Origin of the sequence: Pseudomonas citrullilanati, assembly GCF_030580855.1 — a bacterium.
Classification (GTDB): Bacteria; Pseudomonadota; Gammaproteobacteria; order Pseudomonadales; family Pseudomonadaceae; genus Aquipseudomonas; species Aquipseudomonas citrulli.
On record NZ_JAUQOP010000006.1, the window covers coordinates 131454 to 155614 of the forward strand.

Consider the following 24161-nt stretch of genomic DNA (forward strand, 5'->3'; position numbering starts at 1 on the left):
GGCAACGTTACGGGGGGTGTACACTGCTTGTAACGTTAACGCTCGATTAATCTGTCGATGCAAGCATCAAAAGGGTGGCCTTGGCCGCCCTTTTTTGTGGCCGCTGCCGTTACACTAGCGAAACTGAACCCGCCAAGGTCTGTCTGAAAAACACACCTCGCGAGGCCCCCCTATTGTCCAGGAGTAAAGCATGCGTAATCTGATCACCAGCGCCGCGCTCGTCGTCGCCAGCCTGTTCGGCATGGCTGCCCAAGCCACTGCCGACGAGGCGAAGGCCCCCTACGTTGAATTGACCAACCCGGTTCCGGTGTCTGCGCCTGGCAAGATCGAAGTGGTGGAGCTGTTCTGGTACGGCTGCCCGCATTGCTACGCGTTCGAGCCCGTCATCAACCCTTGGGTCGAGAAGCTGCCCAAGGACGTCAACTTCGTCCGCATCCCCGCCATGTTCGGCGGCCCGTGGGACGCCCACGGCCAGATGTTCCTGACCCTCGAAGCCATGGGCGTCGAGCACCAAGTCCACGCGGCGGTTTTCAACGCGATCCAGAAAGAACACAAGAAGCTCACCGACAAGGACGACATGGCCGACTTCCTGGCGACCCAAGGCGTCGACAAGGACAAGTTCCTGGCGACCTTCGACTCCTTCGCCGTCAAGGGCCAGATCGTCAAGGCCAAGGAACTGGCCAAGAAGTACCAGATCACCGGCGTACCGACCATGGTCGTCAACGGCAAGTATCGCTTCGACATCGGTTCCGCCGGCGGTGCGGAGCAAGCCCTGCAACTGGCCGACCAGTTGATCGCCAAGGAGCGGGCGACGACCAAGGCGGCGCACAACTAAGCGCGGCCCACGCCCATGGCCCGCTGGAGTACCGAACGCCTCGTTGGCCTGCATGAGCCGCGGGTCAACGAGCATCATGTCGCCTCCACGGGCCTGCCCGCCGATAGCCGCCTGCGGCTGCTCAGCTTCAATATCCAGGTGGGCATCAGCACCGAGCGCTACCGGCATTACCTGACCCGAGGCTGGCAGCATCTGCTGCCGCACACCGGGCGTGCCGGCAACCTGCAGAAAATCGGCGACCTGCTCAAGGATTTCGACCTGGTGGCCCTGCAAGAGGCCGACGGCGGAAGCTTGAGGTCCGGCTACGTCAACCAGGTGGAACACCTGGCGCAACTGGGGGCCTTCCCCTACTGGTACCAGCAACTCAATCGCAACCTCGGTCGTTTCGGCCAGCACAGCAATGGCGTGCTGAGTCGCCTGCGGCCGTGGGCGATCGAAGACCATCCGTTGCCGGGCCCCAAGGGGCGCGGGGCGATCCTGGCGCGGTTCGGGGAGGGGCCGGAGGCGCTGGTCGTGGTGATGATGCACCTGGCCCTCGGTGCACGTACCCGGACGATGCAATTGGCCTACATCCGCGAGCTGATCGGCGGCTACAAGCACCAGGTGCTGATGGGGGACATGAATACCCACGCCAGCGACCTGCTGCAAACGTCGCCCCTGCGCGACCTGGGCCTGCTCGCGCCGCAACTGCAAGCGACGTTTCCCAGTTGGCGCCCCCAGCGCTGCCTGGACCACATCCTGTTGAGCCCGACCCTGACCCTCGAACGCGTCGAGGTGCTGGCCCAACCCATTTCCGATCACCTGCCGGTCGCGGTCGAGATTCGTTTGCCGGGTTCGCTCACGGCCGATGCATTCCCCGCGTTAAGCCCGGCCCCTCGCGGACCCGATGAATGAGCGACGACGCCGAACGCTGGAGAGAGAAGTACCTCAAGAGTCTCGAACAGCAGGAAAAGCTCGAGCGCCGCTGGGATGCCCGGCTCGACTTGCTGCGTCGCGGCCTGGTCCGCAGCACCCTGGCCGCCGAGGGCTCGGACCGGGCGGTCGACGAATGCATGAAGGAGATGCGCGAGGCGATTCGTACCGATGACATGGACGCGGCCCTGGCCAACCTGCTGCCGCGCCTGGAGAAAGCCGTCCTCGACTCCGAACAGCGGCGCGAAACCCGGGTCGAGCAGATGAGCGCCGCATTGACGGCGCTGGTGGCGCAGTTGCAGGCCTTGCCGCTGCCGAAGGAAGTCAGCCGGCCCCTGAAGAAGTTTTCCAAGCGGTTGGAGGACCGTGTCGACCAGACCCGAGAGATCCCACTGCTGCTGAGCGAACTGAGCGGCCTGCAAGGCCAGGCCCTGAGTGCGCTGGGGACGCCTGCCGAAGCCCATCGCCCGGGCCTGTTGCAACGGCTGTTTGGCGGCCAGGGTCACGAGGACGCGCCCCACCCGCCCCAGGCGCCTGTCCAGGCGGACACGGCGCCCGTCGCGCAAGCCATGCCGCAGCGCCGTGCGACTGACCTGGCGCCCGTCGAGCCGGAACCGCAGCCCGAACCGGCACCTGCCCCAGCGCCGGCGCCGGCGTCTTTGGCAGAACCAGCCCCTGTCTCGCAGGCAGCAGCCGGGCCGGTGGTCGACATCGCGCCGCAGATCGAACCCACGCTGCCTGCCCCGGCGCCCGCATCCGAAGAGGTAAAACCGGACAGCGAGCCGGACGCCGCCATCGAGCCGGCGGCCGCCAAGTTGCCTACACCGCAAGCGTCGCCGGAGAATCCCGACGAGTGGGTACCGCCAGCCCCGTTGCCTCTCCCCGTGGCAGCGCCTGGTGAAACCGAACTCGAAGCCGAAGCCGAAGCCGAGGCTGCGGTGGAGGCAGTCGACGCCCAATACGCCCTGCCCGACTCTCCCGAACCGTCCTACAGCTCGGTGGCCAAGCACATCGAAGACACCCTGCTGGGCCTGCTGGGTGACCTGACGTTGCCCGAACGGCATCGCCCACAAGCCGAGGCGATGCGTGAAAAGCTGCAAAATGGCCTGAACTGGTATGAGTTGCTGCCGATTCTCGATGATCTGGCCGTGCTCATGCTGGCGATCACCGACAGCGGCCAGCATGAATTCGAAGCGTACCTGCAGCGCCTCAACGATCGACTCGAGGCGTTCCAGAACAGCCTGCTGGCTGCCAGCGAGGACCATGCCGACAACCTCTCGGCCTCCCGGGACATGGACATCCAGATTCGCGAGCAGGTGGATGGCCTGCAAAGCAGCGTCCAGCAGGCCGATGACCTGGAAGGCCTCAAGCAGGTGCTCGAAAACCACCTGGAAGGCTTGCTGGGCACAATGGACCAGCACCAGAAACAACGCGAGCAGCGCGAACTGGAGGTCTCGGCACGCCTGAAAAGCCTGGCCGAGCGCGTGGCCTTGATGGAACAGGATGCCCTGATCGTTCGCGAGAACCTGGAGGAACAGCGCCTCAAGGCGCTGATAGACCCGCTCACCGGGCTGCCCAACCGTGCCGCCTGGAGCGAGCGCCTCGAGAAAGAAGTCGCCGAGTGGCAACAGCACGGCAACAGCCTGTTGCTGGCCATGCTCGACCTCGATCATTTCAAGCGGATCAATGACAACTATGGCCACCTGGCCGGCGACCGCGTGCTGAAACTGATTGCCTCGGTCCTGCGCAAGCGCCTACGCGGCAGCGATTTCATTGCCCGTTTTGGTGGCGAGGAGTTTGTCCTCCTGGTGCCCGACACGCCCCTGGCGGCCGGAACCAAGTTGGCCGAGGCCCTGCGCGCCGCCATCGAGGCCTGCCCGTTCCACTTCAAGGGCGAGCCGGTGACGGTGACGGTGTCGATGGGCTTGACAGCCTTCAAGCCAGGGGAACATAGCGATTCTGTGCTTAAAAGAGCCGATCAGGCGTTGTACCGGGCGAAAAGTGCAGGGCGTAACCGGGTCGAGCTGGGCTGAAGGCAATTGTTCCAATTTGTTTAATGTGCCGCCCTGGCCAGATCCTCGCGCTTCGATACGTTACACTGTTGCATTAATTTCAACGTGTAACGCCTTTTCGCCATGAAATTCGCCCCGCTCATCATTTCCCTGTTCCTGCTGGCCGGTTGTGCCAGCGGCCCTCGCCTCGACACCAGCCACCCTTCGGCCAACCACGACAGCCGCATCCAGTTCGTGGTGGTTCATTACACTTCCACCTCCCTGGAGCGCTCGCTGGCCCTGCTGACCCATGGCGAAGTCAGTGCCCACTACCTGGTGGGCGACGACAAGAACGCGACGATCTACAAGCTGGTGGATGAGAACCGCCGGGCCTGGCACGCCGGGGAAAGCGAGTGGGAAGGAAGGACCTGGCTGAATTCCAGTTCCATTGGCATCGAGATCGTCAATCCCGGTTATGTCGATCGCCCTACCGGCCGGCTCTGGTACCCCTACAGCGAAGCCCAGGTGCAGGCCTTGATCGTGCTGCTCAAGGACATCGTCCAGCGCAACGGCATTAATCCCCGCGCCATCATCGGCCACAGCGACATCGCGCCCCTGCGCAAGCTCGACCCCGGCCCGCTGTTCCCCTGGAAGCGCCTGGCGCAAGCGGGCCTGGGAGTCTGGCCAGACGAACAAGCCGTCGCCCGCCAGCAATCCGTCTTCGCTGCGCAATTGCCTGGTGCCAGCTGGTTCCAGACCGAACTGGCGCGCCTGGGCTATCCGACGCCCCAGACCGGCGAATGGGACGTGGCCACTCACCATGTGCTGGCGGCATTCCAGATGCACTACCGGCCGACCCGTTTCGATGGCCTGCCCGACGCGCAAAGCGCGGCGATCTTGCAGGTGCTCAACCAGACAAAATAATGACGTCCGTCTGACGAAACGGGCCAAATCCAAAACAGCAGCTATAACTCATTGGGGCCCTTCGGATTACCCAAGATGACGGTTGCTCGCGAAACCTTGCATAGCTGGCTCCATCGCCCTCTTTTCCTGGCGACGATGGCGGCTGCCTTCAGTACGCTGCTGTTGCTGGCCGCAAGCCTGTTCGTGGTCATACAGCAGATCCAGCAGCGTGAAAGTGAGCAGATGAACGCTCAGGGCGAGCGCTTTTTGCAACGACTGGAACAACTCTTCGGGCAGTTGCGCGAAAGCCTCGACGATTTGCAGAACCAGCCGCTGCGTGGCTGCGACGATGAGATGATCGCGACGTTGCGGCAGGTCAGCTTCAATTACCGTTTCGTTTATGAGGCGGTGTACGTCGACGGCAGCGGTGTGTGTTCCAATCGGCCTCGCCAGAGCGGATTGTCCGTGACCCGCCTGCCTGACCTGCGCGGCCCGACCTACAGTTACTGGCTCAACACCACCACTGAACCCGACGAAAACCGTGCGGCCCTGATGCTGGGGCGCGGCAACTTTCGGGTGGCCACCTCCCGCGGGCATTTGACCGACGTGGTCGATCTGCCGCCGGGCAGCAGCCTGCTGGTGGTCCTGGATCATGGCAAGCGGGCCATTCCGGTGCTGGGGACCAACCAGCATTGGCCGCCCACCGAACCCTGGCCGCCCAAAAGCCGCAATGCCCTGCAAGTGACGCAAACCCGCCTGATCTATCGAATGCCCACCGACAACCCGGAATACCAATTGGTGCTGATCGCCCAGCGCCACGGCTTCAGCATTCCAGCCAACGCGTGGTGGATGCTGCCTATCAGCCTGCTGCTGGGCCTGGGCATCGGCTTCCAGGTTTTCCTGCTGGCGCGCCAGCGACAGTCCATCGACGCCGAACTGCATGGCGCGATTCGGCGTGGTGAGTTACAGGTGCTGTACCAGCCGATCTTCGACCTCAACAGCCGCAACTGCGTCGGTGCCGAAGCCCTGCTGCGCTGGCGCCGCCCGGACGGCACCCTGACCAGCCCGGACTTGTTCATTCCGATGGCGGAAGACACTGGGCAGATCCGCCAGATCACCGATTTCGTGCTGCAACGGCTGTTCGATCAACTGGGCCAGCTGCTGCGGGCCAATCCGCAGCTGTACATCTCGGTCAACCTGGCGGCCTGCGACGTGATGGTGCCGCGCATCGGCGAAGTGATCGCCCGCCTGCTGGCGCTGCACCGGGTCTCGGCCCGGCAGATCGCCTTCGAAGTGACCGAGCGCGGGTTGATCGATGTGCTGGTGGCCCGGGACAACCTGCAGTCGTTGCGCGACCTCGGCCACCAAGTGTTGATCGATGATTTCGGCACCGGGTATTGCAGCCTGGCGTACCTGCAGACCCTGCCGGTGGACTGCCTGAAGATCGACAAGGCCTTCATCGATGCCTTGGGCCACGATGCCGCCAGCAGTGGGGTCGCCCCTCACATCATCCGCATGGCCCATGCGTTGCAGCTCAAGGTCATTGCCGAGGGCATCGAACACGAAGCCCAAGCCTCGTACCTGAGCAGCGAAGGCGTGAAGTTCGGCCAGGGTTGGCTGTTTGCCCATGCCCTCAGCGCGGTGCAGCTCATCGAGCTGATTACCCGCGGCCGACGCTTGCTCGGTCGGCGCCTGGACGACGAAGCCTGAGATCCGTCAGACCGTCAACGCCATGTAGAACTGCGTGCCCTGCCCTGGCCGCGAGTAAACGCCCATGCGTCCGCCATGGAGCTGGACGATCTCCTTGCATAGCGCCAGGCCGAGGCCGGCACCGCCCTTCTTGCGTCCGACCTGGACGAAAGGCTCGAAGATTCTTCCCTGTTGGCCGTAGGCAATGCCTTCGCCGTTGTCTTCGACACTGATGATCACCCGCTCGCCGTGGCGGCGGGCCTGCAAGCGAATCTGGCCGTGGTCGCCGGTGTGCCGCATGGCATTGTCGATCAGGTTGTCCAGCACCCGTTCCAGTTGCGCGGCGTCGGCATGCAGGCGCGGTAGCGGGCCCTGGATCGCCACGAGCAGTTCGATGCCCTTGGCACTGGCCTGCTCGGCGAACCGCAGGCGGGCCGCCTCCAACAGCTCTTCGACGGAACAAGGCGCCAGCGTCAGTTTCTGCAAGCCGTTCTGGTAGCGGGAGAAGTTCAGCAAGTCATTGATGAGCTGCATCAGCCGCTGCATTTCTTCCGTGACCGTGTCGAGCAGGTCGGCCTCGCGGGACTCCGGCGGGAAATGCAAGCGCTCCTGCAACAGGCCGAAGGCCATGTGCATGCCGGTCACCGGGGTGCGCAGTTCATGGGAGGCGCGCAAGACGAATTCGCTGCGCACCCGCTCGAAGGCGCGTTGCTCGGTGACGTCATGCAACACCATCACCGCGCCCAGGATGTGGCCCTGGGTGTGGCTCACCGGCGTGAGGCTGTAGGTCAGCACGCGCGACTCGCCGTCCACTTCGATACTCAGGTCTTCCGGGGCGCGCTCCAAGGACCCGCCGCGTAGCACAAGTTGCAGCTCGTCATCCAGGTCGGTACGCCCGAGAGCCTCGCCCAGGCCTTGGCCCAGGCGCTCCTCATCCCAGCCCAATTGCCGCTGGGCGACCGGGTTGAGGTGTTCCAGCCGGCCTTGCCGGTCGATCATCAGCAAGCCGTCATCGATGCTGTCGAGCACCGCTTGCAGGCGCTGCTGGCCGGCGAGCAATTCGTCGACATTGGTGGCCTGATGTTCGCGCAATGCCTGGGCCATGATGCCGAAACGCCGGGTCAGCAAATTGACCTCGGCGGCGGAAGACGTCGGCAGCGTCACCTCGAAATTGCCCTGGCCGATGTCATCCGCCGCCGCCGCCAGCGCCTCGATGGGCGCACCGAAACGCCGGGCGATGCCATGGGCGGTGACAAAACCGATGATCAGGACCGCCAGCCCCACCAGTCCCAGCAACCCGGAAATCAACAGGGCCCGCTCGCGAGCACGCGTCTGGGTCTCGCTGATGTTGTTCAATGCCTGCCGATAGCCCTCGATCAGGCCATTGCGCAACACGTTGAATTTATCGGTGAGGTCCTGGATACCGGTGAGATGAGTCGGTTGCTGGCGAGACGCGGTGAACGCCTCGAAAAAGCTGATGTAGTCGGCCTTGGCCTTGCTGAAGTTGTCCGGTGTATCGTCCAGGCTCCGTTCGTGGGCGATGCCCTCGTCGATCAAGGCCAGGTACTGCTGCTTGGACACCTCCAGGGCAGCCATGTCGGGCTTGTCGTCGAGCATGATCATCAACTGGTCGCCCAGTGTCTGGCGCAGCTTGAGCCCCAGGTCCAGCAGGATGAAGTTGTTGCGTACCGATTGCTCCTGGGTGTTGGCCATCTGCATCACGCTGACGAGGCCAAGCACCAGGCCCAGCAGCGCCACGGTGATGAGCGCCGAGATGCTGAGGAACAGCCGTGTACGCAGCTTCATCGCCAGTTTCATAAGGTGTCGCTCACAGGTTGTACTGCTTGCGTTTGCGGTACAGCGTGGAGGCGTCGATGCCCAGGGTTTTCGCAGCCTGGTCCAGGGTGTCGGCGGTGGCCAGCACCGCGCCGATGTGCGCCTTCTCCAATTCATCGAGGCTCAGCGGCGCGCCGATGCGGGGGGCGTTGTTGACCGGTTGCTCGGCCATGCCCAAATGGCTGATTTCGACTTTTTCCTGAGGGCAGATAATGCTCGCCCGCTCGACCACGTTGCGCAGCTCGCGGATGTTGCCGGGCCAGCGGTAGCCCAGCAGCGCCTCGCGGGCCTCGTCGCTGAAGCCGCGGGCCGGGCGCGCATATTCCTTGACGAAGCGCGCCAGGAAGCGGTCGGCCAGGGTCAGGATGTCTTCGGCGCGCTCGCGCAGCGGCGGCAGGTGCAAGGTGATGACGTTCAGGCGATACAGCAGGTCTTCACGGAAGCGCCCGTCCCGCACCATGTCTTCGAGGTTGAGGTTGGTGGCTGCCAGGATCCGCACATCGGCGCGACGGGTCACCGGATCGCCGACCCGCTCGTATTCCTTGTCCTGGATAAAACGCAACAACTTGGGCTGCAAGGTCAACGGAAAGTCGCCGATCTCGTCGAGAAACAACGTGCCGCCGTCGGCCTGGTTGACCCGCCCCAGGGTGCTTTCGCTGGCGCCGGTGAACGCCCCGCGGCTGTGGCCGAACAGCTCGCTTTCCATCAGCTCGGCCGTCAGGGACGGGCAGTTGATGGTGACGCAGGATTTTTTCGCACGCTTGCTCCAACCGTGGATCGCCCGCGCCAACTCGCCTTTACCGGTGCCGGATTCACCGAGGATCAGGATGTTGGCGTCGGTGCTGGCCACCTGGCGAGCGGTTTCCAGCACGACTTTCATCGCCGGGCTGTGGGAGTCGAGGCCGTCCTTGGGTTTGCGCACTTCCCCTTCGAGCGCTTCGAGGCGGGCCGACAACTGGCGGACTTCCAACTGCTTGGCGGTCGCCAGGCGCAGTTGGTCCGGGCTGCACGGCTTGACCAGATAATCGGCGGCCCCGGCCTGAATGGCGTCAACGGCTGTATCCACCGCCGAATGGGCGGTAACGATCACCACGCGCATCCACGGTGCCTGGATACGCATTTGCGCCAGGACGTCCAGGCCGTTGTCCTCCCCCAGGCGCAAGTCGAGAAAGCACAGGTCGAACACCTGGCGTTGCAACAACGCGTCGGCCTGGGCGGCGCTGTTGGCGGTGGCAACGGTATAGCCCTCGTCTTCCAGGCAATAACGGAAGGTACGCAGGATGGCAGACTCATCGTCTACCAGCAGAATGCGGCCTTGGTGCTCAGTGGCGGATTCCATTTTTCCTACGCTCCTTAATGAATGATGTTGGTTAGTGTCAGAAAAATCGGGCAAGTTGCATGGTCGTTTCCGAGGGAATATTACCCACCGGAAAGGGCCCTGTGGACGTCAGATGGCTAAAAGATTGATTTGCGTCCGTTTTTTCCAGGTTTCCCCCATTCGAAGGGCTCGGCTCGCTCATTCCGACAGCGGTTTCCGACGGGCAATTCAAAAAGAATCTAACACCGCGCCTTCTTCGTTCGTGCAATACGCACGACTCCCGCCGGGGCCATCGTGCAGGATGCGCCTCGCCAGTCTTTTGGATATTCCATAACTAGTTGATTTTTAAGAGATTTATTTGAGTAAAAAATCTGGCATGGCGACTGCAATGTCCCAGTCAACTTGGCGTTTGCAGCGCCTCAACCGATCAAGACACCCGGCTGGGAGGAATTTCAGGATGAATCGTCAAAGTGCCGCCCCGTTCCGTATGACTTCCCTGCAGATCCAACAGGGCGTGTGGGCTGTGCTGGCGTTGCTGATCACGCTCTTCGCCGGCCAGCAGTTGCTGCTCTGGCAAGAAAGCCAGCGGCCAGAAGCGCCACACGTGTCGATTCAACGTGCCCCCCAAACTCATTTCAGCGCCGTCAGCAGCGTGACGGAAGCGTCCGTTTCGATGCGCATGATGGACGTCGACCAGGCTCAGCCCGTGACCGACACGCCCCGTCAGGAGCGCTGGGTGTTTTAACCCGATGGACCGGTCGTCCGTCGTCCCGGAACCATTAACCGCCACATCCTAACTAAATAGAAAAGTGTAAGGAGAATCACCATGTTGAGCTGGGCAATTACCTTCCTGATCATTGCCATCATCGCCGCCGTACTGGGCTTCGGTGGTATCGCAGGCACCGCCACGGGCATCGCCAAGATTCTCTTTGTCGTGTTCCTGGTGATGTTCATCGCTTCCTTCTTCTTTGGCCGTCGCGGCCGAGGCTGACCATGAGCGTTTCCTTTAAAGGACTGGCCGCCGCCCTGCTGTTGGGCGGCAGTGCCATGGCAATGGCTGCCAATGATGGGCAAATGCGGGCCAACGAGTTGCTGACGGCCGACCCGCAATACCGCGAGACCTGGCAGCACGTCGTCAAGAAAGAAGAACGCTTGCCGGAATGGGTGATGAACCTGTCGGGCGATGCCGAGCAGATGAACGCTGTCGAGGAAGATGGCGATAAATACCTGGTCGGCCCCTTGTGCGAGACCCAGGCGACCTGCCGCAGTAAACGCCTGATCGTCGCGTTCAGCTTCGACAAGGACGAGGCCTACGCCATGTTGGTGGAAGTCCCCGCCGGACTGCCGGCCGACAAGTCGCCGACCCGCCATGCCGACTACCGGTTCCTCGGCAAGCCTGACGAAGGTATGCAGAAACTGTTAATGGAACAACTCAAGAAAGATCCGAACTGGTACTGATTTCCGAAAACGGGAAAAGCAGCCCTGCTTTTCCCTTCTGCACCGCCCGAAGAGGGCCGATGCATGACCAGGGGGCTGGGACGCTCTGGCTGATCGAGTCGGAGTGACCTACGGACACAAGGGGTGTCTGCGAAAGGGCCGGGTCAGGAAAAAGCTGCGACGCAGGTTCGCAAAGCCTCGATGGCTTGGCGAACTTGCGGAGAGCTTCAATTTTTAAAATGCCTGTGCCAGAGCGGCTGGCTGATGGAGACCCATCGCCGGCCCGCGACTGCGGCATATTGTCTCCAGACACTCAACGCATTGCCCGCCCTTGACCGTATATCGGAGAAGCGCCGGGGCGAATTTCTTTTGCAACACGTGTCGGGCCGCTGCCCTCCCATCGGTTCCGCAGGCCTTCTGGAGAAAGCCCGGCTACGCTGAAATGGCCGGCTTACGGCGCTTATGCCTGCACAAATGTCCGACTCGAACCGGTTGGGACGCGAGTTTCGTTTGGAAAATCTCATGCCGATTCGGCATAGGGTAGGCGTTTACGGCATTAGACGAGCCTACCCCGCATCGCAATAGTTGCGCCTTTTTTCGCCTGCCAGTAAGCCGCTAGCGCGCTCCGGGTGACCTTATACAGGGGCAGCGGCGCGGATGTTCATCGTCCATGCCACTGCCCGAGTCCAACTGAAGCAAGGGTAATGATATGAAGAAGGCAAAGCTAAGCCTCGCCTGGCAGATCCTCATCGGTCTGGTCCTCGGGATTGCACTGGGCGCTCTGCTCAACCATTTCAGTGCCGAGAAGGCCTGGTGGATCAGCAATGTGCTGCAACCGGCGGGCGATATCTTTATCCGTCTGATCAAGATGATCGTGATCCCGATCGTGATTTCCTCGCTGATCGTCGGCATCGCCGGGGTCGGTGACGCGAAGAAGCTGGGGCGTATCGGCCTCAAGACCATCATCTACTTCGAGATCGTCACTACCATCGCCATCGTGGTCGGCCTCCTGCTGGCCAATTTCTTCCAGCCGGGCCATGGCATCGACATGAGCACCCTGGGGACGGTGGATATTTCCAAGTACCAGGCCACGGCGGCGGAAGTCCAGCATGAACACGCGTTCATCGAGACCCTCCTCAACCTGATTCCCTCGAACATCTTTGCCGCCATGGCGCGTGGCGAGATGCTGCCGATCATTTTCTTCTCCGTCCTGTTCGGCCTGGGTCTGTCCAGCCTGCAATCGGACCTGCGCGAGCCGCTGGTGAAGATGTTCCAGGGCGTGTCGGAAAGCATGTTCAAGGTCACCCACATGATCATGAACTACGCCCCGATCGGCGTTTTCGCACTGATCGCAGTGACCGTCGCCAACTTCGGCTTCGCCTCCCTGCTGCCGTTGGCGAAACTGGTGATCCTGGTTTACGTCGCCATCGCGTTCTTCGCCTTCGTGGTGCTCGGCTTGATCGCCCGCCTGTTCGGCTTCTCGGTGCTCAAGCTGATGCGCATCTTCAAGGATGAGCTGGTGCTGGCCTACTCCACCGCCAGTTCCGAAACCGTGCTGCCACGGGTGATCGAGAAGATGGAGGCCTATGGCGCGCCGAAGGCGATCTGCAGCTTCGTGGTGCCTACCGGCTATTCGTTCAACCTCGACGGTTCGACGCTGTACCAGAGCATCGCGGCGATTTTCATCGCGCAGCTGTACGGCATCGACTTGTCCATCAGCCAGCAATTGCTGCTGGTGCTGACCTTGATGGTGACCTCCAAAGGCATCGCCGGCGTCCCGGGCGTGTCCTTCGTGGTACTGCTGGCGACCCTGGGCAGCGTGGGCATCCCGCTGGAAGGCCTGGCCTTCATCGCCGGCGTCGACCGCATCATGGACATGGCCCGCACCGCGCTGAACGTCATCGGCAATGCCTTGGCCGTGCTGGTGATCGCCCGCTGGGAAGGCATGTACGACGACGCCAAGGGCCAGCGCTACTGGAACTCCCTGCCGCACTGGCGCAGCAAGGAACCGTTGCCGGCGGGTGAAACCTCCAGCCGCTGAGGATTGCCAACCTTTCGCGAGCAGGCTCGCTTCCACAGGTCCATGCGATTCACTGTGAGAGCGAGCCTGCTCGCGAAGGGCCCGGCAAAGGTCGTGGCCATTACCGCAGACCCCGGAGAAATCCGGGGTTTGTCGTTTCTGCCAGCCCCGCTATCATTCGCGGCATCTTCCGGGGGAATTAACCGATGCTCAATGGCCTGTGGCTTGGCTTCTTTATCGTGGCAGCCGTGTCGGCGCTGGGGCAGTGGCTGATTGGCGGCAACGCCGGGATCTTCGCCGCGATGGTGGAGAGCATCTTCGCCATGGCCAAGCTGTCGGTGGAGGTGATGGTCCTGTTGTTCGGCACCTTGACCCTGTGGCTGGGGTTCCTGCGGATCGCCGAGAAAGCCGGCATCGTCGATTGGCTGGCCAAGGCCCTGGGGCCGCTGTTCCTGCGCCTGATGCCGGAAGTGCCGGCCGGCCATCCCGCCATCGGCCTGATTACCCTTAACTTCGCCGCCAACGGCCTGGGCCTCGATAACGCGGCCACCCCCATCGGCCTCAAGGCCATGCGCGCCCTGCAAGACCTCAACCCCAGCCCGACCATCGCCAGCAACGCGCAGATCCTGTTCCTGGTGCTCAACGCCTCGTCGTTGACGCTGCTGCCGGTGACCATCTTCATGTACCGCGCCCAACAAGGCGCGCCGGACCCGACCCTGGTGTTCCTGCCGATCCTGATCGCCACCACCGGCTCGACCCTGACGGGGCTGCTGTCGGTGGCGTTCATGCAGCGCCTGCGCCTGTGGGACCCGGTGGTGCTGGCTTACCTGGTGCCGGGAGCGCTGGCCCTGGGCGGCTTCATGGCGCTTTTGGCGACGCTGTCGGCCACGGCGTTGGCGGGCTTGTCCTCGATCCTCGGCAACCTGACGCTGTTCGGCCTGATCATCCTGTTCCTGGTGGTGGGGGCGCTGCGCAAGGTCAAGGTGTATGAAGCCTTCGTCGAAGGGGCGAAGGAGGGCTTCGACGTGGCCAAGAACCTGCTGCCGTACCTGGTGGCGATGCTCTGCGCGGTCGGTGTGCTGCGAGCGTCCGGGGCCTTGGATTTCGGCCTGGACGGCATTCGTCACCTGGTGGAATGGGCGGGCTGGGACACGCGTTTCGTCGATGCCCTGCCGACCGCCATGGTCAAGCCGTTCTCCGGCAGCGCCGCCCGGGCGATGCTGATCGAAACCATGAAGACCTCCGGGGTGGACAGCTTCCCGGCGCTGATAGCGGCGACCATCCAGGGCAGTACCGAGACCACGTTCTACGTGCTGGCCGTGTATTTCGGCGCCGTCGGCATCCAGCGGGCGCGCCATGCGGTGGGTTGCGCGCTGCTGGCCGAGCTGGCCGGGGTCTTGTCGGCAATCGGCGTCTGCTACTGGTTCTTCGGCTGAGCGCAGGCCCGGTCGCCCGCGTGATCGGGCGGCCTCACTCCGTCACGTTGAACCGCAGGACGCCGATCATCTGGCCATTTTCCGTCAGCACCCGCACCTGCCACTTGCCGGCCGGGTTGTCCGGGAAATTCTGCTTGTGGGTCCAGGCGCGGTAGCCTTCCTTGCGCCCACCGTGGATGTCCAGGGCAATGCGATCGACTTCTTTGCCGTTGAACTGCCAGACGTGATAAATCCGTTCATCGAGCCCTCGCGGCGCATTGATGGCGGTGTAGGCGTACAAGCCGTTGCCACGAATCTGCGCCGCGCTGACTTCCTTGAGGCTGTCGCCTGGCGTGCGGTCCTCCACCTGGGTACTGATCGCCACTTCGGTCATCCACAACGTGGCCGGCGGCACCCAGGAACGCAGCACCCAGCCGGCGGCACCGATGCCCAGGGTGATGCACAGGATCGCCAGGGCGTTGCGCACCGTGCGGATCGGAAAAATCGACGCCAGGCTCGGGAATGACAACAGCATGGCGATGCCCAGCGCCAGCTTGAAACTCTGGTCGGTGGTCAGGTGCAGGATGACCGGCAACGCGGTGAGGAGGGCGGCGAACAGCGTCAGCGTGTGCAACGCCAGGAACGCCCAGCGCCGCGGCGCCAGCCATTTGTAATACAGCGGATCGGTGATCGAGATCAGCGCCGCCGCCGCCAGCAGGCCGGTGAAAATCAACTGGCTGCTGTTCCAGGTGGTGGTGATGAAGAAAAACGGCAGGACGAAAAACAGGCTTTCCTGGTGGATCATCTGGGTCGCATAGCGCAACAGCGGCTGGGGGATTTCCCGCTTGAAAATCCGCGTGAACAGCCGGGTCATGCTGTTCTCTACCATCAGCCAGAGCCAGCTCACCAGCATCATGATGGCGATCCAGGTGGCCAGGCCCTGCTGGCGGTCCACCAGCATGAAGCTGCCAACCCCGGAGATGAAACCGCCAAGCGCAATGACCCCGGGATAGCGCTTCATCAGATCAAGGATGCGCTGGATAAAACGAGGCAGGCTCTGCATTAGGCGGTTTCACAGTAAGTCGTAGGAAATATCCCTGACAGGGTATCGCCAAGGCACCGATGTGACGAGCACTCTTGTGGCTGCCAAAGGATCATTCCTCGGTCGGTCGGGCCCTTCGGCGCACTTGCCACGCCACCAGTCCGAGCAGCAGCAACCCCAGCAAACCGGCCACCCCCCCTACCAACTCATCATCACTGAGCAACGGCTTCTCGATGCGCAGGTAGCCAGGGTCCTTGAGCAATTCGCGCAGGGCCAGGTTGGCCTGCTCCAGGCTCACCGATTGCAGGCGCAATGCCGGGTTGGCGAAGCGGCCGTCTTCGTAGTCGCCCAGGGCGCCCCAGTAGTAATCGGCCAGGGCGCTGTTGCCCTGGACCGCCCAGGACTGATGCGCGATGGCGGCGCGCTTGATGCGCACGAAGCTGGTGGGGTCCAGGCCATCCTTGAGCAGGTTCTGGCGCAGCTCTTCGAGCGCCGCCTCGGCTTGTGGCAGGTCCTCGCGGGCCAGGTCCGCATTGAGGCTGAAGAAACCCACGCCGCCGAACACTTCGCGCTCCGTCCACGGGCCGTAGGACAGGCTGCGGGCCAGGCGCAGCTGGCGATAGAGCGCCCAGTCCAGGTAATCCTTGAGCAGGTCGAAGGTTTCGTCATGTTGTTCGTCCAGCACCGGTTCGGGGAACAGCCAGTGAAGCTTGGCGCCATTGCCCACCAGGCCACGGATCAGGTTGCGCTTGGTGACCGCGCTGTAGCGGATCTGCGGCAGCGGCTCATGTTCGCTGGGCTCCACCGGTTCGAGTTGGCCAAAGGTGCGTTCCAGGTAGGCCGGCAACAAACGATCGAGATCGCCGACCACGATCAGCGTCATGTTGTTCGGTGCGTACCAGGCCTCGCGCACCTGTTCGAGGCGGGCGAGGGTCAGGTGCTCGACCTCGGCCCGTTCGGCGCAACGCAGGCCCAGCTCCACCGCCAATTGGTTGCTGGCCTTGTGTCCCAGGTCTTGGTGATCGAGCCAGCGTTGCAGGTGGGTGTAATGGCCGCCGTCCTCCCGCTCCACCACGCGCTTGGCCGCTTCAAGGGCCTTGTCGTCGATGCGGGTGCGGGTCAACAGGGCCAACAGCAGGTCCAGGACCTTGCGCTGGTTGCTGGCCGGCGCCTCGATGACAAACGTGGTGTCGGCGTTGCTGGTGTAGGCATTCCACTCGCCGCCCAGGCTCTGCATGCGCTCTTCCAGGCCGCCTTCGCCGGTTTCGTCGACGCCGCTGAACAGCAAATGCTCAAGCAGGTGTGGCAGCTCCTTATCGGCGCAGCTGAAATCGTCCAGGCCCACGCCGACCACCAGGCGAATCGCCACGTGCCCGCGCTCGCTCCCGGGCTTGAGCAGCAATTGCATCCCGTTGGGCAAGGCGTAGCCCTCGACCTGAAACCGGTCCAGGGCAACTGCAGGCAAGGCGCCGAGCAAGAAAAGGGCGAATAACAGACCACGCATAAACGGCTTCCTGGCGACTGACAGTCCACTCCTACTGACTGGTCAATGCGTCAGATGTTCAAGGCGAATGGGTGATGTCCGAGATTTCATCCGCCGACAGCGCGCCGATCTCGGCAGTCTCCAACACCACATAGGCACTGCCGCAGAACAGCGAGTTCAGGCGGCGCATGTCGGCGATCAGCTCCAGGTGCAGGGCGCTGGTTTCCAGGCTTTGCAAAACCTTGCGTTGCAGGCGGCTCACGTGGGCGTGGGCCATTCGCCGTTCCTGCGCGCGAAAGCGCCGTTTCTCACGCAACAACTGGCGAGCGCTTTCCCGGTCCGCGCTGAGAAACACCGACATGCCCAGCCGCAGGTTGGCCAGCAGTTGGCTGTGCAGCCCGGCCAACTCTTCCAGGCCCACGTCGGAAAACGAGCGGCGTTGCGAGGTTTTCTGTTGCTGGACCTTGCGCAGCATGCGTTCGATGAGGTCGCTGGCCAGTTTCAGGTTGATCGCCAACTCGATGATTTCCGCCCAGCGACGGCTGTCCTGTTCGCTGAGATCTTCGCGGGGCATCTGCGCCAAGTACAACTTGATGGCGCCGCACAGCACCTCGACGTCATCGCCCATGCGCCGTACGTCCTGGGTGACCGCCGTCTGCTGGCCACGCAGCACGTCCAACATGGCTTCGAGCATGTTTTCGATCAGGTCGCCGATGCGCAAGGTTTCCCGGGCGGCATTCGCCAAGGCCAGGCTTGGCGTGGCGAGAGCCGTGGGATCCAGGTGCCGGGGCTTGGCCGTGCCATTGGTTTCGGGGCGCTCCGGCAGCAGCCAGGCGCAGAGCCTGGCCATCGGCGCGACGCTGGGCAGCAGCACCAGGCAACGCACGGTGTTGTAGAGCAGGTGGAAGCCAATCACCGTTTCCTGGGGACTGAAATCCAGGCGGTCCAGCCATCCCACCAGCGGATCGAGGACCGGAATGATCAACAGCAGGCCGATCAGCTTGTACAACAGGCTGCCCAGCGCGACCTGGCGCCCGGCCGTGTTCTGCATGCTGGTGCTGAGGAATGCGAGGACGCCGCTGCCGATGTTGGCACCGATCACCAAACCGATGGCCACCGGCAGGCTGATCACAGCGGCGCCGGCCAGGGTCGCGGTCAGCAGCACGGCCGCCAGGCTGGAATAGGAAATCATCGCGAACAATGCACCCACCAGCGCATCGAGCAGGATGTCGCCGGTCAACGAGGCGAAGATCACTTTCACGCCCTGGGCGTGGGTGATGGGCGCGGCGGCTTCGACGATCAGTTGCAGGGCGAGGATGATCAGGCCCAGGCCGATCCCCACCCGGCCCATTTGCCCGGCGCGGGTCTGCTTGCGCGAGAGGAAGAAAATCACCCCGAGGAAGATCAACAGCGGCGACAGCCATGACAGGTCCAGGGTCAGCACCCGCGCCATCAAGGCAGTGCCGACATCGGCGCCGAGCATGGTGGCCAGGGCCGGCGTCAGGGCCATCAGGCCTTGGCCGACGAAGGAGGTGACGAGCATCGCCGTGGCGTTGCTGCTCTGCACCAGTGCGGTGACCATGATGCCGGCCAGGAACGCCAACGAGCGCCGGGACATGTTCTGGCCGATGACATGGCGCAGGTTCGAACCGTACACCCGCAGGATGCCGGTACGGACGATGTGCGTGCCCCAGATCAGCAAGGCCACGGCGGAAAGCAAATTCAGCAGGGTCAGCATGACGAGCCCCCTGTCAGCGTCCCAAAGGGACCAATAGACGATGCCACATGGTTCGTTGTTGTACTTAAGCTGTAGTTGGCGAACGGTTCGAGCGCCAGCATTGCACAGCTAAAGAATCGATTGAAACAAAACCGTCATAAAAACCGTTCATCCAAGATGACGACGATCCTGTGGGAGCGGGCTTGCCCGCGAAAGCGGTAGGTCAGTCACATGAATGCCATCGGGTCCGCCGCCTTCGCGAGCAAGCCCGCTCCCACAGGCCTGCATTCCAGCTCAATGGCATGATTGCTTCTTGCAAGCATGAAAAAGGGGCCCGAAAGCCCCTTCATGCGCTGCTTCCAGCCTTACTGGCCCGGGACATCCTTGCGCAGTTTCACCGGGTCCTGCTGGCTGCGCTTGCGAGCGATCGCCGTGCGCATCTTGATGTTGATGGCTTCCACCGCCAGGGAGAACGCCATGGCGAAGTACACGTAGCCCTTTGGCACGTGGACGTCGAACGACTCGGCGATCAGCACGGTACCCACCACCAGGAGGAACGACAGCGCCAGCATCTTCAGCGACGGGTGCTTGTCGATGAACGCGCTGATGGTGCCCGAGGCGAGCATCATCACCAGGACGGCGACGATGATTGCCGCCACCATCACCGGCACATGGGAGACCATGCCGACCGCGGTGATGACCGAGTCCAGGGAGAACACGATGTCGATGATCGCGATCTGGATGATGGTGTAGAGGAAGTTGCCGCCCTTGCCCGAAGGCTCGTCGCTGGACTCATCTTCGCCTTCCAGCGCGTGGTACATCTCCTGGGAGCTTTTCCACAGCAGGAACAGGCCACCGAAGAACAGGATCAGGTCGCGACCGGAGATACCCTGGCCGAACACTTCGAACAGATCGGCGGTCAGGCGCATCACCCACGTGATGGACAGCAGCAACAGGATCCGCGTGACCATGGCCAGCGCCAGGCCGAAGATCCGGGTGCGCGCCTGCATGTGCTTGGGCATGCGGCTGACCAGGATCGAGATCATGATGATGTTGTCGATGCCCAGGACGATTTCCAGGGCGGTCAGGGTAAAGAAGGCAACCCAGATTTCCGGGTTGGTCAGCCATTCCATGTGAGTTCCTTTAGCGTGTGTTAGGCCGTGCGGCGCCTCCAGTGACCTGGAGGCGCCGCACGGGGGGCAATGCTTTTATAGAGTGCTGAACAGCGGAAAGATCCCCATCAGCAAGGCGGCAACCATTATGCACAGGCATACCAGCACTGCCCACTTCAGGGTGAAGCGCTGGTGATCACCGAATTCGATACCGGCCAGGGCCACCAGCAGGTAAGTGGACGGAACCAGCGGGCTCAGCAGGTGGACGGGCTGGCCGACGATCGAGGCACGGGCCATTTCCACGGCGCTGATGCCGTAATGGCTGGCCGCTTCGGCAAGAACTGGTAACACCCCGTAATAAAATGCATCGTTCGACATGAAGAAGGTGAACGGCATGCTCGCCAGGGCGGTGATCACCGCCAGGTACGGGCCGAGGAAGTCCGGAATCACCGCCAGCAGGCTCTTGGACATGGCGTCGACCATGCCGGTCCCGGACAGGATGCCGGTAAAGATACCGGCGGCGAAGATCAGCCCGACCACCGCCAATACGCTGCCGGCGTGGGCCGCGACGCGATCCTTCTGCTGTTGCAGGCAAGGGTAGTTGACGATCATCGCGATACTGAAAGCCACCATGAACAGCACGGGCAGCGGCAACAGGCCAGCAATCAAGGTGCACATCAGGGCCAGGGTCAGCGCGCCGTTGAACCAGATCAGCTTCGGACGGCGGGCGTCCGGGAACTGGGAAACGCTGATTTCGCTGTGGTCGATTTCATCGCCGGCCAGGTGCAATTCACCCAGGCGAGCACGTTCGCGTTTGCCGTACATATAGGCAATCAGCAGGATAGCCACCACGCCGAACGCCATCGCCGGAATCATCGGGACGAAGATGTCGGACGGGTCCACGTGCAGCGCACTGGCCGCACGGGCCGTCGGGCCGCCCCAGGGGGTCATGTTCATCACGCCGCCGGCGAGGATGATCAGGCCAGCCATGATCCGGGGGCTCATGCCGATGCGGCTGTACAGCGGCAGCATCGCCGCCACGCAGATCATGTAAGTGGTCGCGCCGTCCCCATCGAGGGAAACGACGAGCGCCAGAACGGCGGTGCCGACCGAAACTTTCAACGGGTCGCCCTTGACCAGCTTGAGGATCTTGCGCACGGCCGGGTCGAACAGGCCGGAGTCGATCATCAGGGCAAAATAGAGAATTGCGAACATCAGCATCACCCCGGTCGGGGCGAGCTTGGTGATGCCTTCGAGCATCATCGGGCCGATTTTCGGGGCGAAGCCACCGAACAGGGCGAACAGGATCGGGATGATGATCAGGGCGATCAGCGCGGACAGGCGCTTGGTCATGATCAGGAACATGAACGTGATGACCATGGCAAAGCCAAGGAAAGTCAGCATAGGAAATACTCCAGGCGTGGCGCGGCGGGCAAAGGCGAACCGGACAGGTCAGCGCAGGATGCGGGGCTCGGGGCGGACGAATGGAGTGGGCGCGGCGGGACAGGTAGTTGCGGACATCAGAATCACCATTGTTGTTGTAGAGGGGCCGGACCGGCTACGAAAGCCATTGTCGGCCACCGGTCTTTTGCCGGTAGTGAGGCGATCCTAATCGCGCAAGCTTTCAGCCAGCTTTCGCAACCGAAAGGTCTGACGCAGGGGGACGAGATATCTACAGTCCGACTGGTAGCTTCAAGGGCCAGTCCTATCGGCGAATTCTGAATATCATGTGGGCTCTCGTTCGTCGCTGTATCCAGGGTAGCCACAATGGTAGGCTTGCCATCAATTGCGAGTTTTAAACGGAGCTTCTGCCAATGCTCAATAGTGTTGAATTAGACAATTTCGGCCCGCTGCATCACATACGCTGGGGCAAGCTTTCAAACATCAACCTGATCATCGGCGCCAACAGCAGCGGCAAGACGTTTCTGCTCAAAGCCTTGTATTGCAGCATGCGAACGCTTGAGGAGTATCAGCGCGGAAATGATCAACGATCAGCGGCTGAGATACTGGCTGATAAGCTCTACTGGACTTTCCAGGCAGACAAAATTGGGGATTTGGTCGCAAAAAATGCCGATGGTCCGCTTATTAGTAAAATAAAATTCGATTCCCGGGAGTTTCGCTACAGCTTTGGCAGAGACACCACCAAAAACATAACCTCCTTGGAAAATCACATACTCCCTCAAGAAAGTAATTCCATCTTCCTGCCGCCCAAGGAAGTTCTTTCTCTTCAAAATATCATTTTGAAAAGCCGTGATTTGGATAAGGAGTTCGGCTTCGACGATACCTATTACGACTTGGCTAAAGCGCTGCGCATGGCTCCGACCAAAGGTAAAAATCATGCGCATTTTGCGAGGGCTAGGGGCAGCTTGGAAAACATGTTCGACGGCAAAGTTGAATTCGATAGCAAGACCAACCGCTGGCAGTTCAAGAAGGGCAACCAAAAATTTCCGATTGGTGCCACCGCCGAAGGCGTGAAGAAAATTGCCATTCTCGACACGTTGCTGGGCAATCGTTATCTGTCAAAGGACTCAGTTGTCTTCATTGACGAGCCTGAGTCTGCGCTTCATCCCGTCGCCATCTCTCAGCTGATTGGCATCATCGTGTCTCTGGCAGACAGCGGTATTCAATTTTTTATTGCCAGCCATTCGTATTTTGTAGTGAAGGCGTTGTATATCGCGGCACAAAAAAACCATATGTCCGTGCCGGTCCTGTCCTTCATCCAGAAAGAGTGGGCGGCCGATGACTTGCTATCCGGAATGCCCGACAACCCGATCATCGATGAGTCGATCCGGCTTTACGAAGAGGAAGTGGAGTTGACTCTGGGATGAGTATTTCTTTCGTTGAGTCAGGGATGAGTTTTGGGCCTTATGCCATAGGCGATGTCTTCCCGATTGAGCAGAGTCCGCTTTATAAAAGTCTAGGGCAAGGCTTGATGATCGCAGAGTTCGTGCTCTTACGTCCGGGGCCGAGCGGGACGGAGGAAGTCTGGGTGATCGAAGCCAAGTCGAGTGCCCCAAGGGTGTTTGAAAGCTACATCGAAGAAATACGGCAAAAACTAACTAACTCCGTTCAACTGACCTTTGCCTCTTGTTTGAAGCGCCACCAGCAAGCGGCCGATATATTACCCACCCGCTTTTTAGAATTGGACCTCGGTGCCTGTATCTTCAGATGCATACTTATCATCAACGGTTTCCGCAAAGAGTGGTTGCCTCCGTTGCAAAATGCCCTAGCTAAAGAGATGAACTCACTGGTTAAAACCATGGGCTTCAAGCCGGGCTCCATTAGCGTCATCAACGATGACAAAGCGCGCGAACTGAAGCTGATTCTCTGAGCGATCCAGATCAGAATGGAATAGCTGTTCGATTAACTTAGAACACCGAAAGGTCTAGCGGCCGCATGGCCCCCATCCAGATCGCATGGTCCGTGTGGTCGGCCAGCTCATCGCCGGTATTGGGGTGCAGGAAAATCACCAGGCCCTTGCGGTAGAGCGCCAGCCACGGCAAGACCACGCCGATGTACTGCGGATCGAATGACAACTGGCAGCTCCAGTCCGGATGCGGACCCACCGGGCGCTGGTGGACGCGGCCCATTTTCAACGGAAACAACTGCGCCGCTTCCTCGCACAGCGCCCGCGCCTGGTCGAGGGTATTGGCGTCGAAATACACGTGGGCGTGGTAGCCCTTGATGCGTTGCATCTGTCACTCCTCGAAAAGAGGCCGAACCCCAGCCGTTTGTCGCGGGTCAGAGGCCTTACACGTGGAACAAAAAAGGAACACAAGCCATGAAAAATGCAGAAACCCCGGTGATCAAGGTGGTGCTCTATGGTGCCATGAGCAGCCTCGGCAGTGCATTGATGGCTGAAATGCTGCGCCGCCAGCACGAAGTGATCGCCATTCTCGACGACCTCACCGCCCTGGCGCCACGGCCGGGCCTGAGGACCAAGCCGGGTGATCTGTTCGACCCCGAGCGGGTCAAGCAAAGCGTAGCTGGCGCCAGCGCCGTCATCTGCCTGCTGAACGCGCCCGGCTTGCCGATGAACAGCGAGCAAGTGGAACGCAACCTCATCCCCGGCCCCGTCGAACAAGTGTTGGCGGTGGACGCACTGATTGCCGGAATGGAAGCGGTGAATATCCCCCGGCTGTTCCTGGTGGGGGATTTCGCCGTGCTCGACGAGGAGCAGGCCGAGGACGACCTGCAACGCCACGCTGCCGAAGAAGTGCTCGACGCCCTGCAGAACAGCACCTTGCAATGGACCCTGATCAACTCGCCCTATGCCGCGCCGGGCTTGAGCATCGAGCACTTCAGCCAGGTCAGCACCAGCCTGGAACCGGGCCTGGCCGACGCCCTGGAGCGGCTGAACCGGGTGGCGGTCGGTATCGCCGATGAGCTGCGCTTGAACCTGCACGTCGGCCAGCACGTGAGTTTCATCGCCGCCTCCTAGACGCGGTGCA

21 protein-coding genes are annotated in these 24161 nt (G+C 61.8%); 13 read left to right on the forward strand and 8 right to left on the reverse strand.

Going from position 1 to position 24161, the window contains the following annotated elements; all coding sequences use genetic code 11:
• Window positions 1-190 precede the first annotated feature (190 nt).
• The 5 genes from Q6A48_RS07110 (at window position 191) to Q6A48_RS07130 (ending at window position 6351) form a co-directional block, all read left to right on the forward strand.
• Window positions 191-835 (forward strand): thiol:disulfide interchange protein DsbA/DsbL, encoded by a 645-nt coding sequence (locus tag Q6A48_RS07110; protein WP_304552954.1) that lies wholly within the window; start codon window positions 191-193, stop codon window positions 833-835.
• A 15-nt stretch (window positions 836-850) separates the two neighbouring features.
• Complete coding sequence (locus Q6A48_RS07115; protein WP_304552957.1) at window positions 851-1729, forward strand: endonuclease/exonuclease/phosphatase family protein; 879 nt, start codon at window positions 851-853, stop codon at window positions 1727-1729.
• Window positions 1726-3780, forward strand: a complete 2055-nt coding sequence (locus tag Q6A48_RS07120) for a GGDEF domain-containing protein (protein WP_304552958.1) — start codon at window positions 1726-1728, stop codon at window positions 3778-3780. The genes Q6A48_RS07115 and Q6A48_RS07120 overlap by 4 nt, the downstream gene beginning before the upstream one ends.
• A gap of 102 nt (window positions 3781-3882) precedes the next feature.
• A complete protein-coding gene (locus Q6A48_RS07125; RefSeq protein ID WP_304552960.1) occupies window positions 3883-4662 on the forward strand; it encodes an N-acetylmuramoyl-L-alanine amidase in 780 nt (259 codons plus the stop codon).
• Window positions 4663-4737: 75 nt separating this feature from the next.
• Window positions 4738-6351, forward strand: a complete 1614-nt coding sequence (locus Q6A48_RS07130) for an EAL domain-containing protein (protein WP_304552961.1) — start codon at window positions 4738-4740, stop codon at window positions 6349-6351.
• Between the two features lie 6 nt (window positions 6352-6357).
• On the opposite strand, the gene Q6A48_RS07135 is transcribed toward Q6A48_RS07130, so the two are convergent.
• On the reverse strand, window positions 6358-8148 hold the full coding sequence (locus Q6A48_RS07135; protein ID WP_304552962.1) for an ATP-binding protein: 1791 nt from the start codon (window positions 8146-8148) through the stop codon (window positions 6358-6360).
• Between the two features lie 10 nt (window positions 8149-8158).
• Entirely contained in the window at window positions 8159-9505 is a 1347-nt protein-coding gene (algB, locus tag Q6A48_RS07140) for a sigma-54-dependent response regulator transcription factor AlgB (RefSeq protein WP_042728897.1), read from the reverse strand.
• 436 nt (window positions 9506-9941) lie between these two features.
• On the opposite strand from algB, the gene Q6A48_RS07145 reads away from it, so the two are divergent.
• From Q6A48_RS07145 to Q6A48_RS07165, 5 genes are all read left to right on the forward strand, one after another.
• Entirely contained in the window at window positions 9942-10229 is a 288-nt protein-coding gene (locus Q6A48_RS07145) for a hypothetical protein (RefSeq protein WP_304552963.1), read from the forward strand.
• 81 nt (window positions 10230-10310) lie between these two features.
• Window positions 10311-10475 (forward strand): DUF1328 domain-containing protein, encoded by a 165-nt coding sequence (locus tag Q6A48_RS07150; protein ID WP_003177151.1) that lies wholly within the window; start codon window positions 10311-10313, stop codon window positions 10473-10475.
• Between the two features lie 2 nt (window positions 10476-10477).
• On the forward strand, window positions 10478-10942 hold the full coding sequence (locus tag Q6A48_RS07155; RefSeq protein ID WP_304552987.1) for an inhibitor of vertebrate lysozyme family protein: 465 nt from the start codon (window positions 10478-10480) through the stop codon (window positions 10940-10942).
• Between the two features lie 688 nt (window positions 10943-11630).
• Window positions 11631-12962: a glutamate/aspartate:proton symporter GltP gene (gene gltP, locus Q6A48_RS07160; RefSeq protein WP_304552989.1), complete on the forward strand. Its 1332-nt coding sequence runs from the start codon at window positions 11631-11633 to the stop codon at window positions 12960-12962.
• A gap of 185 nt (window positions 12963-13147) precedes the next feature.
• Window positions 13148-14377, forward strand: coding sequence for a nucleoside recognition domain-containing protein (locus Q6A48_RS07165; protein ID WP_304552990.1), 1230 nt, complete (start codon window positions 13148-13150; stop codon window positions 14375-14377).
• A gap of 34 nt (window positions 14378-14411) precedes the next feature.
• Here Q6A48_RS07165 and Q6A48_RS07170 read toward each other — a convergent pair whose 3' ends face one another.
• The 5 genes from Q6A48_RS07170 to Q6A48_RS07190 form a co-directional block, all read right to left on the reverse strand.
• The gene (locus tag Q6A48_RS07170) at window positions 14412-15419 is read right to left on the reverse strand and encodes a DUF5924 family protein (protein ID WP_304552991.1); all 1008 of its coding nucleotides are present in this window, start codon (window positions 15417-15419) and stop codon (window positions 14412-14414) included.
• A 91-nt stretch (window positions 15420-15510) separates the two neighbouring features.
• Window positions 15511-16902, reverse strand: coding sequence for a M16 family metallopeptidase (locus tag Q6A48_RS07175; RefSeq protein ID WP_304552993.1), 1392 nt, complete (start codon window positions 16900-16902; stop codon window positions 15511-15513).
• A gap of 58 nt (window positions 16903-16960) precedes the next feature.
• On the reverse strand, window positions 16961-18619 hold the full coding sequence (locus tag Q6A48_RS07180; RefSeq protein WP_304552994.1) for a Na/Pi cotransporter family protein: 1659 nt from the start codon (window positions 18617-18619) through the stop codon (window positions 16961-16963).
• Window positions 18620-18963: 344 nt separating this feature from the next.
• Window positions 18964-19731, reverse strand: coding sequence for a TerC family protein (locus Q6A48_RS07185; protein ID WP_304552996.1), 768 nt, complete (start codon window positions 19729-19731; stop codon window positions 18964-18966).
• A gap of 75 nt (window positions 19732-19806) precedes the next feature.
• Window positions 19807-21114, reverse strand: coding sequence for a CitMHS family transporter (locus tag Q6A48_RS07190; protein ID WP_304552997.1), 1308 nt, complete (start codon window positions 21112-21114; stop codon window positions 19807-19809).
• A 410-nt stretch (window positions 21115-21524) separates the two neighbouring features.
• On the opposite strand from Q6A48_RS07190, the gene Q6A48_RS07195 reads away from it, so the two are divergent.
• On the forward strand, window positions 21525-22538 hold the full coding sequence (locus Q6A48_RS07195; RefSeq protein WP_304552998.1) for an ATP-binding protein: 1014 nt from the start codon (window positions 21525-21527) through the stop codon (window positions 22536-22538).
• Window positions 22535-23041: a hypothetical protein gene (locus tag Q6A48_RS07200; RefSeq protein WP_304552999.1), complete on the forward strand. Its 507-nt coding sequence runs from the start codon at window positions 22535-22537 to the stop codon at window positions 23039-23041. The genes Q6A48_RS07195 and Q6A48_RS07200 overlap by 4 nt, the downstream gene beginning before the upstream one ends.
• A gap of 37 nt (window positions 23042-23078) precedes the next feature.
• Here Q6A48_RS07200 and Q6A48_RS07205 read toward each other — a convergent pair whose 3' ends face one another.
• Complete coding sequence (locus Q6A48_RS07205) at window positions 23079-23405, reverse strand: DOPA 4,5-dioxygenase family protein (RefSeq protein WP_304553000.1); 327 nt, start codon at window positions 23403-23405, stop codon at window positions 23079-23081.
• Window positions 23406-23491: 86 nt separating this feature from the next.
• Between Q6A48_RS07205 and Q6A48_RS07210 the strand changes: the two genes are divergently transcribed.
• Window positions 23492-24151, forward strand: coding sequence for an NAD(P)-dependent oxidoreductase (locus Q6A48_RS07210; RefSeq protein ID WP_304553002.1), 660 nt, complete (start codon window positions 23492-23494; stop codon window positions 24149-24151).
• The last annotated feature ends 10 nt before the right edge of the window (window positions 24152-24161 follow it).